Origin of the sequence: Rhodococcus sp. IEGM 1241, assembly GCF_033142365.1 — a bacterium.
Classification (GTDB): domain Bacteria; phylum Actinomycetota; class Actinomycetes; order Mycobacteriales; family Mycobacteriaceae; genus Rhodococcus_F; species Rhodococcus_F erythropolis.
In genome coordinates this window covers 463,533-477,153 of the sequence record NZ_JAWLSE010000003.1, presented here as the reverse complement: position 1 = coordinate 477,153, position 13,621 = coordinate 463,533, and the positions used below count along the sequence as shown (strand labels likewise).

Sequence of the window (13,621 nt, the reverse complement as noted above, 5' to 3'; positions counted from 1 at the left end):
GACTGCTCAGCCGGGTAACGGCAGTACCTCCCTCAACCGGCAGTACTTCAGCTCGGTTGGCAGGTGCCGCCGATGGGTAAAGCCTGCGCCCGTTCGCCTACCCAGCGGCCGATGTCGCTGAGCATCGCAGTACCGTCGGCGAAAGTGCCCGAGTCCGGCTTGGCTGCGATGGCGACAGCGAGTTGTCCGGTGCCGCTGCTGATGATCCCGAATTGGCGGACCAGATAGCCGCCGTCGTCGTCCGGCCCCCACCCACCCTTGAATCGAGCGGTTGGGATCACTCCCAGGCCCCAATGTTGGTCGGGGCTGATGCTGCCCATGAGCCCGAAGACTTCGATGGCGTCGCTCCGGCATGGCAGAGTGGCGGCGAATTGCGCTTGGACGGCAAGTGGCCATTGTGTTTGACCGAACGAGCTGAATTCTGGTCGTAGCGTGCGTGATTCCACGGTGGTGGACATATCGCCGGAGGCCACGAGGACTGACTCGACCTTCGCTGCGGCAGTGGTCGGATCGCCGAGGCCTCGCCACAGTTCTTCGGCTGACTCGTTGTCGGAGGTGGTGATCGCCTGCTCGACCGTGGTGAGTTGTGTGTTGTCGGTTTCGTGGAGGGCTGCGATGGACAGTGGGACTTTGATGGTGGACCAGGCGACTCCGTTCTGCCACTCGCCGGCAACGAGTGACTGACCGCCGCCGACGGGCACGAGTGCGATACCCACGGCGCCGCCGAGGGTGTTGCCCAGGGCCTCGAATCCGGCGAGCGGGCCGACACCGTTGCCCGGGGCGGCAGGAGTCTCTGTCGGCTCCGGCGGAACGACGACGATCTCGGTGATCGTCTCGACCTTCTCCGACGACTCGTCTCGCGTCGGAATCGTGCAGCCCGCGAGGGCTGCTGCAGAAGCAGTGGCGAGTGCAACCGCCAGGAGTCGTCGGCGCGTCCCGCTACGAGCCTCGACGCACTGCTCAATAGACATAGACCACCGCGTTGTTTCCGCCGGTACACGTGACGACTTTGTTGCCGGCGCAGTTCATCGAGTACCGAGTTCCCGTGACCGGACTGACCGCGCTGATGGAGACCGGGCCGCCGCGTCGGCCCTGGCTCACGTACTGGTAGCGCACTTCTTCGGCGAACTCACAAGACGTCACGCTGGTGCCGACGGCGGACGTTGTGAATTCGTTGTTCGAGAACACCGATCCACAACGCGCTGCGCTGGCAGGGACCGACTCGTTGGGCGCGGGTGTGACGACGCCGTTTTGCGGCGCGGCCGCGGGTGAGGTGATCACCACGGTTTCCGTGCGTGCGGTGTTCTCGTCGGAATTGTCGTTCAAGACAAGAGGGAGAACCCATACGTAGACCACGACGGCGACGAGTGCGACTGTGACAACTCCCAGTAAGACCCACAGCCATGCATACGATTTCGGCGGGCGGGGAGGCATCGGCGAATATCCAGTGCCTTGACCGTATGGGGGCCGGGGCGGGGTGTAAGCAGGCTGATGTCCCGAGTACGGCGCCTGACCGGGTGTGATGCCCGGCGGCGGAGGAGGGGGCGGAGGGAGAGGCGTCGTGTGGTTGGGGTCGTTGTTCCAGGGATACGGCGGCTGTGGTGTTGTCATTTCGGGCTGCTCCTCTGCCTACTTGATAGAAGTGGGCCGAGTTAGTCGTCGATCACCGCACATCGAAATTACCGATTGTTAGGTTTCTGCGAATTGCCCGTCTTAGTTATATACGACCGGTCTGACTTCTTTTGCACTTGTGGCTCGTCAATGAGTGAGCACTATCTTCAAGCCGACTATGAGGGTGGCGACGGCAGCGAGGCCGAAGGCTGCCAGATGTGTGTTCGTGCTGACCTTCTCGCCGTGAAGACGGCTGATCACGTAACTGGTGGATCCGATGCGCAGGATCAAGACGATTTCCGCGATCAACTGCGCCGTCCGTGGTTCCAGGAAGTTGAACCACGCCGTCGCGAGAATGGCGACAGGAACAACCGCAGAGGTGAGGATCGGGACAGAATCGCGCAGCGAGTCGATTCTCTCCGCGGTGGTGAGACGGCGGTCGTTGCGAATGCTCTCGCCGACGCTCTCGGCAAATGTGTGGGCGATGTACGTCGACAATGCCGTGCCGACCACAATCGCGGCGCCCAGTGATTCCTGAGATTTTGTCACCGGGACGAGTGCGGCGAGGACAAGAATGTTGCCGTAGATGTACGCGGTGGTTCTCGCCGCCACACGTTCTTGTCCCAGCGGCGCACCGTGAGACGTGATCGGCCGGTTCAGCATTGTTCGCAGGTCCCACTCCATGTTCAGAGCATGGCAGATCAGACCCTCGGGCTGTAGTGCATCGGATTATCTCGCTGCTCGAGCGGCGGTAGATTGCGCGCCGGTGTGTGGACCAGTGGTGCCCCGGCGGGAATTCTGCCGCTGGCTCGGTCCCATCCCGCGCGAGCGCGCGGTTGATACCGGTATCGCCACGGCACCAGGCGGAAGACGGCGTTGACGGTGCGGCCGACAGCGTTGTGAATTTTCTGATCGCGACTGGTCCACGAGTAGCCGAGAAGGTCGCGAACCGGTTGGTCGTACATGCCCACTGTCAGCCACACGAATCCGCGGGCGAGGGGAATCCGCGTGAGCCGCCACAACGGATTGGGTAGCCACGTCATGTACGGGGGCTTTCCCAGCCCCGACAAATCCAAGACGTCGCGGGTCGCTTTGTTGTCTTCGAGTACGTTGCGGCACATGTGGTCCCAATACTCCTGAAACGCCTCCCAGGTTTCGGGAACTGGGCGCATGCTCATCCCGTACAGGCGGTACCACTGAATGTGCTCGGTGAAGAGTTGTCGTTTCTGGGCCTCGGTCAGGCCACCGGAGAAGTTCTCGGCGGTGACGATGGTGCCCATGAAGAATGTCGCGTGCGCCCAGTAGAAGGTGTCGGGATCAAGGGCGTGGTACCGGCGTCCTAGCTTGTCGATGCCCTTGATCCGTGTGTGATAGCCACGGACTTCTTCGGCTGTCTGCTGCGCGCGATCGCCGTCGAAGACCACGCCGGCAATGGGATACAGCGAGCGGTACAGCCGTTCCCAGCGCTCGTCGAAGAACTGCGAGTGCTCCTCGACCCCGGCGCCGAGACCAGGGTGCATGTTTTGCATCGAACCTGCCCAGACACCTTGGAGCATCCCGCGCCAGTCGCCGAAATACTTCCAGGTCAGGGAATCCGGACCGAGGGGAATCGGGGTGCTGCTGTCGCCAAGTTGACTACGCATGTTGTCAGATTAGGATCGACAACAGCGGTAGTCAAGGATCGAATACCGGGTGCATTGAAGAACAAGTGTCGGCGAAGTGGGGAAGTTGTGAGCATCGAAGAACGCAGGGCCACTCGAAAGGCGACGTTGTTCGACGTCGGAGTGACACTGCTCGGTGCGGTCGACGGTCCGGCCGTCAACGTGCGAGCGGTCTGCAAGGCCGCTGGTCTGACCGAGCGGTACTTCTACGAGAGCTTCACCGATCGCGATCAGTACGTTGTCGCGGTCCACACGTTTGTCGCCGAGCGCGCGCAGTCGGCGCTCGCGACGGCAGTGGAGTCCGAGACGACATCCGAGGCAGTCGCCACCGCTGCGGTCGACGCTTTCGTCAAGCTGATGGTCGACGACCCGGCAATGGGGCGAGTGCTTCTGATCGCTCCGCTCTCGGAGCCGGTGCTGAGCGGACGCGGTATCGAATCGATGCCGGCGTTCGTGGACCTGGTGTACGACCAGTTGTCCGAGATTGCTGATCCGGTGGACAAGCAGCTGGTGGCAGTCGGGCTGGTCGGGGCGTTGTTCACACTGTTCATCGGTTATCTGGACGGCTCGATCGTCGTCGAGCGCGAGCGATTTGTGCGCCATTGCGTCCGGCTGCTGATCAACGCTAACCAGGCGTGAACGGCTGGCACGCGGGGCAGAAGAAGATATTTCGCTCGGTGAGCTGATCCGGTCCGAGGGTGTCTTCTCTGATGCGGGTTCCACATCGGCGGCAAGGTTTTCCGCGTCTGCCGTACACCCACGTTTGCCTACCTGGGCGGGTGTCGCCGGTGGTGACCCGGATGCGACGCGACTTGTTGACGTTGATGGTGCGGAATGACAGATCCACAATCGCGTCGAGGTTCCCGGCGCGGTGTGTCGGCGTCTTCGGGTGAATGCCTCGTAGGAAGCAGATCTCGTTGCGGTACACGTTGCCCAGTCCGGCCATCACGCGCTGATCCAGGAGCGCGATTCCGATCGGTACGGAGTCTGCAGCGCGAAGATTCTCGACGGCCACGGAACTGTCCCAATCGGTCCCGAGCAGGTCCGGTCCGAGGTGCCCGACGGCCTCCTGTTCCTGCCCCAGTTCGAGGATCTCGGTGACTCCCAGTGAAAAGCCCACTGCTACAGAGTCTTCGGTGGCCAAGATTATGCGCGCTTGATGGGCGGGTCTGCGCCAGCGCTCGCCGGGGCGATAAATCTGCCACTGACCCTCCATCTTCAGATGCGTGTGAATTGACGCTTCGCCCACGCGGATCAGCAGATGCTTTCCGCGGCTGGCGACGGAATCCACACGATGTCCCGATAAATCGACGGTGGCATAGCGAGGAACGCGGACATCGCAGGTGGTGAGTACCTTCTCGGCCAGGGCAGCGCGCAAATCGTTGGCGGCCCGCCACACGGTATCGCCCTCAGGCATGGTCGCCGCTCCAGCACTTCACGATCGCAACCATCATGACCTCAATCCTCATGACCTCAACCGGAATCCGCGAGGGGTGGCCGCGAAGCCGGCTTCGACCAGGACGGGAGCAAAATCGTTGCCGTGGATGGTCTCTCCGTCGACCTTCTCCACTACCAACTTGTCGACAGCGCGAGAAGTCACCTTCTGGGCAAGCGACAGCGCTGCCAGGCGCAAAGTTCCGCCGTCGTCGGTGAATGTCAGGATGGTGCGACCGCCGCGCTCGACGAACAGAACCAACTCGCCCTCCACCAGAACGACCAGTGCTCCCGCCTTACGTCCGGGTCGGTGTCCGGGTGACTCTTCGCCCCCCGACGCCGGCCACGGCAGTGCGGCGCCGTATGGATTGGCCGGGTCGCACGCCGCGAGAGTGACTGCAGCCGAGGAGGTGTGGCGCCCCTCGATGGAATCACCGAACGTGCGCAAGCGGTCGACCACGGGAGGCGTCGAGAATTGAGCGCCGCCCAGGGTGTCCACGAAGTATCCGCGTCGAGCGCGCCCGTTGTCCTCGAACGTGCTCAGTACCTTGTAGATCAACGCGAAACCGCCCGGCACGTTCTCGCTCATCACCGATCCGCGGGTGACTACGCCGTACCGTTCGAGCAGCAGATCAGCCGTGGCGTGCGCCCGGATAGTGGGGTCAGGTTCGATACCTGGCAGCTGGAACCACCGACCGGAGGCGGTTGCCGGTCCCGTGCGAGCCGGGGTTGAAGTGCGCGCCATTCCGCGGTACGGACGGGCACGAGGAACACGTCGAGGCGATCGGTGACTTGTGGTGGTTCTGGTGGTGTCCGAGAGAAGTGCGCGCAGCGGTGCGACGGTGTCGTTACCGATGTGTCCGAGCCACACCAACTCCCACAGTGCCGTCGTCACCGCACTGTCGACCGTGTCTGCAGCCGACTCCGTAGTTTGCAACGCGTCGACCAACTGGCGGAAGAAGTAGGCACCGCCGCCGGACAGCAGGTCGAGGATGCGCTTCTGCAACTCCGAGACGTCGGTGTCGGCGGGCGAATTGAGCGTGATCGGTGCCAGGTCGGCGGGGTGCAGCACTACCCACCCGTCTTTGCCGGAGATTGCTCCGGATCCGGACCACAGGACTTCGCCCGTCGAGGTGAGTTCGTCCAACATCGCGGGGGAGTAGTCGGCGACTCGGCTCGGCAGGATCAACGATTCGAGAGCGGACGCCGGAATCGGAACGCCGGCAAGTTGATCGACTACCGTTGCAACACCGTCGATTCCGCGCAGCGTGCCGCCCACATGCTGCCAACCGGGAAGGAAACGTCCGAGCGTTGCGGTACTGACCGGCTCGACCTCTTGCCGTGCCGCGGCGAGCGAGCGACGCCGCAAGCGGCGCAGGACTTCGGCGTCGCACCATTCGCTCCCAGTTGCAGACGGGCGGAATTCTCCTTCGAGAACACGCTTTTCGAGCGCGAGCCGACCGAGAACGTCACGCGCGACGGATACTCCGATACCGAAGCGTGCAGCCGCATCCGTGAGAGTGAATGGTCCGTGGGTGCGTGCGTATCGGCTCAGGAGGTCGTCGAGTGGCTGATCGACCGGCTCGATGAACGCGGCCGGAACCCCGATGGGTAGGGGAACGCCGAGTCCATCGCGAAGGCGCGCTGCATCTTCGACGACGGTCCACCAGCTCTCGCCCGCATAGGAGACGTGGAGGGCACGTTTGTCTGCGACCAACTTGTCGAGCCACGAGACCGGATCTTCGAGACAGCGTTCGGTGACTTCTTCGGTGGTCAGCGGGCCGAGCATGCGGAGGAGGTCGGCGACGCCCTCGAGGTCCTTGGCCTTGCGGTCCGGAGCGAGCCGTTGCAGTTCACGTTCTGCCTGCTCGATCACTCCGGCGTCGAGCAGTTCGCGCAGTTCGACGCGGCCGAGGAGTTCGGCCAACAGCGTGGAGTCCAACGACAGTGCGGCGGCGCGTCGCTCGGCCAGGGGGCTGTCGCCCTCGTACATGAACGCGCCCACGTAGTTGAACAGGAGCGCACTTGCGAACGGTGAAGGCGAGGGCGTCTCCACTTCGACTATTCGAATCTGGCGCCGTTCGATCTTGCCGAACAATTCCTTCAGTGCCGGCAGGTCGTAGACGTCCTGCAAGCACTCACGCACGGTCTCGAGCAGGATCGGGAATGTCGGGAACTTGCGAGCGACGTCCAGCAGTTGCGCCGACCGCTGACGTTGCTGCCACAGTGGAGCACGCTTGCCGGGATTGCGGCGTGGGAGAAGCAGTGCGCGGGCGGCACATTCGCGGAATCGGGAGGCGAACAATGCCGAGCCACCCACCTCCTGGGTGACCAGATCTTCGATGTCCTCGACGTCGAAGGTGAACAGTTCGGCGCCGGGAGGTTCGTTCTCGGTGTCGGGGAGACGGATGATGATGCCGTCGTCGGAGGCCGTCGGACTGGAATCGACGCCGTATCGTTCCTGCAAGCGGGCCCCGATGGCGAGGGCCCACGGTGCGTGAACCCGTTGGCCGTACGGGGAATGCAGCACCAGACGCCAATCGCCGAGTTCGTCGCGGAAGCGCTCGACAACCAATGTTCGATCCGACGGGACCTGCCCGGTGGCATTCTTCTGCTCACCGACGAGTTGGATCAGATTGGTTGTGGCGTTGTGATCGAGCCCGCCCACGCGACAACGCTCGACGACGTCGGCTTCGTTACCCAGCGCGGTCTCTCGAACGAATTGTCCCAACGCCTGTCCGAGTTCGGCAGGGCGACCGAGTCCGTCGCCGTGCCAGAAGGGCAAACGACCGGGCATGCCGTAGGCCGGGCTGACCAGAACCCGATCGAAGGTGATCTCCTCGATCCGCCAACTGGTGGCGCCGAGCGCAAAGACGTCGCCGACCCGGGATTCGTAGACCATTTCTTCGTCGAGTTCGCCGACCCTTGATGCTTTCTCACCGACCATGTAGACCGTGAAGAGGCCGCGGTCGGGGATGGCGCCGCCGGAAGTGACTGCCAAGCGCTGCGAACCCGGGCGGCCCGTCAGAGTGTTGGACTCGCGATCCCAGACCAGGCGCGGACGTAATTCGGCGAACTCGTCCGAGGGGTACCGCCCGGCGAGCAGATCCAGAGTCGACTCGTAGGCCGAACGGGGAAGCGTTGCAAAGGAACCGCTTCGGCGCACCGTCTCGAACCAGTCGTCGACGTCGATCGGCTCGAGTGCAGTGGCCGCAACAGTTTGCTGGGCAAGGATGTCGAGGGGATTGGCGGGAACGGCCATCGCCTCGATCTTGCCTTCGACCATGCGCTCGACCGTCACCGCGCAGTGGATCAGGTCGGTGCGATGTTTGGGGAAGACGACGCCTCGTGAGATCTCGCCGACCTGGTGGCCGGCGCGACCGACACGTTGCAGGCCGCTGGCTACCGAAGGTGGCGCCTCCACCTGGATGACCAAGTCGACGGCGCCCATGTCGATTCCGAGTTCGAGACTGCTGGTGGCGACGACGCATCGCAATCGACCCGATTTGAGGTCGTCTTCGATGAGGGCTCGCTGGTCTTTGCTGACCGATCCGTGGTGGGCGCGAGCAAGGAGGGGTTCTGCGCCGTAGTTGACCTCGGTGGGAGCTCCGATCTGCGCGGGCGGGCGAGGTGTCTTCTCGACGGCCAGACCGATGCGTTCTGCATGAATCTCGTTGAGCCTGGCCGTCAATCGTTCGGCGAGGCGACGAGAGTTGGCGAACACGATGGACGATCGGTGATCGAGCACGAGGTCGACGATCTGTTCCTCGACGTGTGGCCAGATCGAACCGGCTTGCGGGGTGGGAGATTCGGAACCGTCGGCGGGCGTCGCGATACCCAATTCGGTCATGTCCTCGACGGGGACACGGACCGTGAGGTCGAAGGTCTTGGCGGCAGGCGGTGCCACGATTCGGATCGGTGCCGAACCGGCGAGGAACCGCCCGATCTCCTCGTGGGGACGGACAGTGGCCGACAATCCGATGCGTTGCGCCGGACGCTCGAGCAAGCCGTCCAGACGTTCCAGAGAGAGCGCAAGGTGCGAGCCGCGCTTGGTACCCGCCACCGCGTGAACCTCGTCGACGATCACGGTGTCGACGCCGACCAGTGTTTCCCGGGCAGCGGAGGTGAGCATGAGGAACAACGACTCCGGCGTCGTGATCAGGATGTCCGGAGGACGCTTGATCAACGAGCGCCGATCGGCCTGTGACGTATCGCCGGAACGAACACCGACGGTGATCTCGGGCGGGGTGAGGCCCAGACGTTTCGCAGTCTGTGTGATGCCGACCAGCGGCGCGCGAAGGTTCCGTTCGACGTCCACGCCCAGCGCTTTGAGTGGCGAAATGTAGAGGACTTTGGTGGCGCGTTCGCCTTCGTCCTTGGCGGCGAGTTGATCGAGGGCCCACAGGAACGCCGACAATGTCTTGCCGGAGCCGGTGGGTGCGACGACAAGTGTGTGAGAGCCACTTGCGATGGATTCCCAGGCACCGAGCTGCGCAGCAGTCGGAGCGCTGAAAGCGCCGCCGAACCACTCGCGTGTGGCGGGCGAGAACCTACCGAGGACGTTGGTCACGACCACCATATTGCCCCTTCCCACCGACAGCGTGTTCGTGCCCGCAGCCGAAGTGCAGAGCATACTATTTGCCCTGTTATAGCGATTCTCTTGTTATCGAGAAGGCGAGTGCCTGATGGAAGCAGTCAAGATTGTCCTCGAGCTGGCGGTAGTGCTCGGGGCGATTGTCATGGGTACCAGATCGAGCGGTGTCGCTCTCGGTCTGTGGGGCGGCGCAGGTGTTGCCGTCCTCGTGTTCGTCTTCGGAGAGGACGTCGGCAGTCCGCCGGTCGACGCTCTCCTCATCGTCCTGTCCGTTGTCCTCGCGTCGTCGATGATGCAGGCGGCCGGTGGTATCGACTGGATGGTCACCATCGCGGCCAAGTTGATCGAATCTCGCCCGAAACAGATCACGCTGATCGCGCCGTTGGTGTCATTCCTGTTCTCGGTCGGTGCCGGTACGTCCAACATCCTCTACCCGCTGCTCCCCGTCATCTACGACGTCTCGTACAAGAACGGTGTGCGGCCGTCACGGCCGCTGTCGCTGTCGGTTGTCTCGACCGGTGTGGCGCTGGCGTGTAGTCCGGTGTCCGCGGCGATGGCGGCGATGGTCACGCTGACCGACGTGCCGCCTTACGATTTCGAACTCATCGACATCATCAAGATCACCTTCCCGGCCGCTGTCGTCGGCATCGTCCTCTCCTCCATCGCGGTCAACAGGCTCGGTAAGGATCTCGACGACGACCCGGACATACAGGCGAAGATGAAGTCGGGCGAATTGGCCGGACCTGGTGCAGCGTCCAAGACCGAACTCGTCTCGACGAAGACCGGACGAAACGCGGCACTGATCTTCCTGGCCGGCGTTCTGGCCATCGTGATCTTCGGCCTGTTCAAGGGAATTCGCCCCGAAGCCGCCGACGGTTCCCCGATGGGGATGACACCGATCATCGAAATGCTGATGTTCGTCGTGGGTACGTTGATCCTGCTGGTGTGCCGCCCGAACGTTGCCGACGTGCCCTCGTCGACGGTGTTCCGTGCCGGCATGGTCTCGGCCATCGCGCTGTTCGGTCTGGCATGGCTGACGGACACGTTCATCAGCGCACATTCGGAGCTGATCACGAGCACCGTCGGCGACTGGGTCAACGCCGCGCCGTGGATCTTCGCGCTCGGTGTCTTCCTGGTCTGTGTCCTGACGACCAGCCAGTCGACCGCGACGAGGACCATCGTGCCGATCGGTCTCGCTGCCGGGATTGCACCCGGCCTGGTGAGCGGCATGTGGGCCGGAGCCTTTGCCGGTGTCTATCTGTTGCCGACAAACGGTTCACAGATCGCAGCTGCGAACTTCGACCTCTCGGGCAGCACGAAGCTCGGCTCCAAGCTCGTCGACCACTCGTTCTTCCTGCCGACCATCATCTTGGCCGTCACGACGATTGCGGCCGGCGCGGTGTTCGGAGTGGTACTCGGTTGAGTGAAACCGCTGAGTCAGCCTGAGTGATATCGCTGAGTCAGCTGTTGCGGTAGTGGTCCCAGCTCGCCTTGCACGCGTGGGCGAGCTGGTCCACCCGTTCGGCGTCGGGTGTAGGCCAGTCGAGGCCGGGTTCCATGATGTATGCGGCCAGTTCGTCTCCCAGTAGGAATTCTCGTTTGAATTCGGCCTGAACCGCACTCAACGTGATCCCGGCTTCGGCGGCGCGGGCGCTCAATTCGGCGAATCTGGCTCCGGCTCGGATGATTTCGAAACTGCCGAGGTACGGCTGATTGAGAGCGACGGCATCTGGATCGTCGACCTGAAATCCCTTGCGATGTGAGACCGCAAGTGTGCGAATGAGCTCCGGATCCATCGTCACGGGATTGTCGCCGCGTCGATTGCCGTGGTGGTCGCCACGATTGGAGAGTGCGACGACGTCGGGGAGTCGATCTGCTTCCGGCCGTTCGACATTGACGGCGCCGTCCCGCCGGGTGGTGTGGTTCATCGTGTCGTGGAACGACAACGTCGTGAACGATCGACCGAGTTCGAAGCTCTTCTCCACCATGGCTTCGATCAGTGCGTCGCGAGTTCTTTCGTAGACACCCAAACCGTGTTCGGCTGTCTCGGTGAAGGTCTCGGCGAGGTTCTTCCAGCCCGCGTCGTCGGTCGGCTCGAGCAACAGGGGGTAGAACGAGAAGGTGACAGGGCGAACTGCGTCGACGCCGGTGAGGTCTGCTTTGTTGCCTGCACCGGCCTTGTGGACGCGGGCGAAGGCTTCGCGCAGTGACGCTTCCAGGTTTTCGGGCTTCGCACGGTTGGGATCGCGAATCATGCGAGGGTGCGGATTCTCCACGTACACGATGCGCGAATCTATTTCGGCCCAACGGCGCACGATGGGACTGGTGGACATGTCGGTGAAGTCGAATTGCAGCCGCTGTGTGAACTCGGGTGCGAGAAAACGTGAGAGTTCTGCTGGAATCGCGGAACCCGAGTGTGGGCAACTGACAAGAAGGTCGGCTTCGGCGATGGCGTCGCCGAGACTGCGGGAGTCGCGATCGGCATAGAACGTCAGGTCCTCCGGCGTGAACACGGTTCCGGCCGGGATGAGTACTGGTTCTCCACTGGTCATGAGCCCCAGCGTAATCGAGTGCAACCGTGCAGACTCAGTATCCGCTGAGTCGTTCCACGAGAGCTGTCTTGATCTCCGGTCGACCAGCCGCGACAAGAGTGAAGGTGGCTTCTCGCATGAGCCGCTCGGGGGTGTTGCTGCCGACGAGGGCGCGGCTTCCGGTCGCAGTGACGAGCGCGGCCGATGCTCGTATCGCAAGTTCCGATGCGCGGGCGCGTGCGGCCGACATGTCGCCGCCGCCGCGCAGTGCTGCATCGAGATCGGCGCGCGCCCGGGCGGCTTGTTCTTCGAACGCGTCGGCGTCGACTCCCAGATCCGCGAGTTCGGTCACGGCGCGGCGGGTGATGCCCATGGCCATCGCGCCGTTGAGCCACAAGCCGGGGAGTTGGGTGCTCTGGAACTGTTCGTCGCTGACGACAGCACAGACGTCGGTATCGGGAATTTCGAAAGCGTCGAACACGATTCGGACGGTGTTGCTCCCGCGCGCCGCGATCAGTGGAAGCTCCTCGATCGTCAGACCCGGGGCCTCGCCCACCGGTACGACGGAATGAACGATGGAATTGTCGAACTCGTCGCGCGCCGACACCAAGAGAACATCGACGATGCCCCAACCGGTGACGAAGGGTGCGATCCCGTCGAGGACGTAGCCGTCGTTCACCCGCTTCGCCCACAGGAGCGGTGGGCGGGGGATGGCGCCGGCATAGGCAACCCCACCGCGAATCGTGCCGGAAACCAGACCGTCCCAGTATTGTTCGCGCAGAGACGTATTGGTACTCGCTGCCAGGGCTCCGACGACGCCGTGATGCTGCATCCAGGTGAACGTCGTCGCGAGGCAACCGCCGCACAAGGTTTCGAGGACCTCGACCAGTTCTTCGCTGCTGGGGCCACCCTCACCGAGGGCGGCGATGCCGTAGAAGCCGTCGGCGGCGAGCGCGTCGAAATGGCTGCTGGGGATTTCTCCGTCGGCGTCGACGCTGTCGGCGACGGGAAACAGAACGGTATCGGCGATCTCACGCGCAAGTTCCGGCCACTTGGTCACGCTGTCAGGGTAAGCCGTGAGCCGGGGTTGTGGTGTGGAACTGAAGCGGTGGCGTATCTAGAAGGACGGCGGTGAACTCACGATGAGGAATCTCGCAACTGCAGCGGTGCGATTGAACCACCGATGCGGGATGGTCGAGGTGTAGAGGAGGGTATCGCCGACATGAAGAACGTGATGCTCGTCCAGCCCCACCTCGACCTCGACAGATCCTTCGAGAACGTGAATGAATTCTTCGCCGGCATGTTCGGTGTGCTCACCTGCCTCGGAGTGAGGTGCTGCCGTGATCTCGTTGGGTTCCATGGTCCGTGAGCCGGTCGAGCAGAATCGGATCACCGAATCGTGTGCCAGTTCGAAGGTTCGCCCCTCGCCGGCGCGGACGAGGCTGGACGGAGTTCGCTCGCCCTGTGCCAAGAGTGAGTGCGCCGTGGTGCCGAGCGATTGCGCGAGGCGGTGAAGGTTCATGACGCTGGGTACTGCGTGCCCGTTTTCGGTTTGGCTCAGGAATGGCTGCGACAACCCTGACTTCACGGCAACCTCACGCAACGTCAAACCGGCTTCTTTTCTCGCTGTCCGCACGGCTGCCCCGATTGCGGTCGCTATCGCTCTCTGGTCGTCGTCCATGTGCCGAAGATAGCAGTGCTCTGGTGAAAGTTTTGATTACACAGACGAAACAAATTCGACCACGGTAAGAAATTATCGACGTGCTGAATAGTCCCGTACACGAAACACT

The 13,621-nt window shown here is 63.0% G+C and carries 11 protein-coding genes; 2 read left to right on the top strand and 9 right to left on the bottom strand.

The features are described 5' to 3' along the window. Nucleotides 1-47 precede the first annotated feature (47 nt). From R4P70_RS17210 to R4P70_RS17195, 4 genes are all read right to left on the bottom strand, one after another. Nucleotides 48-971, bottom strand: a complete 924-nt coding sequence (locus R4P70_RS17210) for a hypothetical protein (RefSeq protein WP_097387552.1) — start codon at nucleotides 969-971, stop codon at nucleotides 48-50. Next, nucleotides 961-1,611, bottom strand: coding sequence for a serine/threonine protein kinase (locus R4P70_RS17205; protein ID WP_256063552.1), 651 nt, complete (start codon nucleotides 1,609-1,611; stop codon nucleotides 961-963). Before R4P70_RS17205 ends, R4P70_RS17210 begins: the two co-directional genes overlap by 11 nt. Before the next feature lie 147 nt (nucleotides 1,612-1,758). After that, nucleotides 1,759-2,295: a hypothetical protein gene (locus R4P70_RS17200; RefSeq protein WP_133728426.1), complete on the bottom strand. Its 537-nt coding sequence runs from the start codon at nucleotides 2,293-2,295 to the stop codon at nucleotides 1,759-1,761. Nucleotides 2,296-2,312: 17 nt separating this feature from the next. Beyond that, the gene (locus R4P70_RS17195; RefSeq protein ID WP_317831024.1) at nucleotides 2,313-3,254 is read right to left on the bottom strand and encodes an oxygenase MpaB family protein; all 942 of its coding nucleotides are present in this window, start codon (nucleotides 3,252-3,254) and stop codon (nucleotides 2,313-2,315) included. Nucleotides 3,255-3,341: 87 nt separating this feature from the next. Between R4P70_RS17195 and R4P70_RS17190 the strand changes: the two genes are divergently transcribed. After that, entirely contained in the window at nucleotides 3,342-3,911 is a 570-nt protein-coding gene (locus R4P70_RS17190; RefSeq protein ID WP_019747721.1) for a TetR/AcrR family transcriptional regulator, read from the top strand. On the opposite strand, the gene R4P70_RS17185 is transcribed toward R4P70_RS17190, so the two are convergent. Both R4P70_RS17185 and R4P70_RS17180 read right to left on the bottom strand, forming a co-directional pair. Further along, nucleotides 3,898-4,689 carry a DNA-formamidopyrimidine glycosylase family protein gene (locus R4P70_RS17185; RefSeq protein ID WP_141487473.1) on the bottom strand — a complete coding sequence of 264 codons (792 nt, stop codon included), beginning with the start codon at nucleotides 4,687-4,689 and terminating at the stop codon, nucleotides 3,898-3,900. The genes R4P70_RS17190 and R4P70_RS17185 overlap by 14 nt on opposite strands. A gap of 48 nt (nucleotides 4,690-4,737) precedes the next feature. Next, complete coding sequence (locus R4P70_RS17180) at nucleotides 4,738-9,285, bottom strand: ATP-dependent helicase (RefSeq protein WP_243617105.1); 4,548 nt, start codon at nucleotides 9,283-9,285, stop codon at nucleotides 4,738-4,740. 106 nt (nucleotides 9,286-9,391) lie between these two features. Here R4P70_RS17180 and R4P70_RS17175 point away from each other — a divergent pair, with 106 nt between their 5' ends. Continuing rightward, entirely contained in the window at nucleotides 9,392-10,723 is a 1,332-nt protein-coding gene (locus R4P70_RS17175; protein ID WP_020907057.1) for an anaerobic C4-dicarboxylate transporter family protein, read from the top strand. A 37-nt stretch (nucleotides 10,724-10,760) separates the two neighbouring features. Here the strand turns inward: R4P70_RS17175 and R4P70_RS17170 are convergent, their stop codons facing one another. Genes R4P70_RS17170 through R4P70_RS17160 form a run of 3 tightly spaced genes read right to left on the bottom strand, consistent with a single transcriptional unit; the run spans nucleotide 10,761 to nucleotide 13,512 of the window. Beyond that, the gene (locus R4P70_RS17170) at nucleotides 10,761-11,852 is read right to left on the bottom strand and encodes an N-formylglutamate amidohydrolase (RefSeq protein ID WP_317831023.1); all 1,092 of its coding nucleotides are present in this window, start codon (nucleotides 11,850-11,852) and stop codon (nucleotides 10,761-10,763) included. Nucleotides 11,853-11,886: 34 nt separating this feature from the next. Then, on the bottom strand, nucleotides 11,887-12,891 hold the full coding sequence (locus R4P70_RS17165; RefSeq protein WP_020907059.1) for an acyl-CoA dehydrogenase family protein: 1,005 nt from the start codon (nucleotides 12,889-12,891) through the stop codon (nucleotides 11,887-11,889). Nucleotides 12,892-12,948: 57 nt separating this feature from the next. After that, the gene (locus R4P70_RS17160) at nucleotides 12,949-13,512 is read right to left on the bottom strand and encodes a helix-turn-helix domain-containing protein (RefSeq protein WP_003940980.1); all 564 of its coding nucleotides are present in this window, start codon (nucleotides 13,510-13,512) and stop codon (nucleotides 12,949-12,951) included. Between the last annotated feature and the right edge of the window lie 109 nt (nucleotides 13,513-13,621).

Excerpts from the sequence above, each read along its gene's own strand:
- R4P70_RS17210 (WP_097387552.1), bottom strand. The coding sequence starts at position 971 with ATGTCTATTGAGCAGTGCGTCGAGGCTCGTAGCGGGACGCGCCGACGA.
- R4P70_RS17205 (WP_256063552.1), bottom strand. The coding sequence starts at position 1,611 with ATGACAACACCACAGCCGCCGTATCCCTGGAACAACGACCCCAACCAC.
- R4P70_RS17200 (WP_133728426.1), bottom strand. The coding sequence starts at position 2,295 with ATGGAGTGGGACCTGCGAACAATGCTGAACCGGCCGATCACGTCTCAC.
- R4P70_RS17195 (WP_317831024.1), bottom strand. The coding sequence starts at position 3,254 with ATGCGTAGTCAACTTGGCGACAGCAGCACCCCGATTCCCCTCGGTCCG.
- R4P70_RS17185 (WP_141487473.1), bottom strand. The coding sequence starts at position 4,689 with ATGCCTGAGGGCGATACCGTGTGGCGGGCCGCCAACGATTTGCGCGCT.
- R4P70_RS17180 (WP_243617105.1), bottom strand. The coding sequence starts at position 9,285 with ATGGTGGTCGTGACCAACGTCCTCGGTAGGTTCTCGCCCGCCACACGC.
- R4P70_RS17175 (WP_020907057.1), top strand. The coding sequence starts at position 9,392 with ATGGAAGCAGTCAAGATTGTCCTCGAGCTGGCGGTAGTGCTCGGGGCG.
- R4P70_RS17170 (WP_317831023.1), bottom strand. The coding sequence starts at position 11,852 with ATGACCAGTGGAGAACCAGTACTCATCCCGGCCGGAACCGTGTTCACG.
- R4P70_RS17160 (WP_003940980.1), bottom strand. The coding sequence starts at position 13,512 with ATGGACGACGACCAGAGAGCGATAGCGACCGCAATCGGGGCAGCCGTG.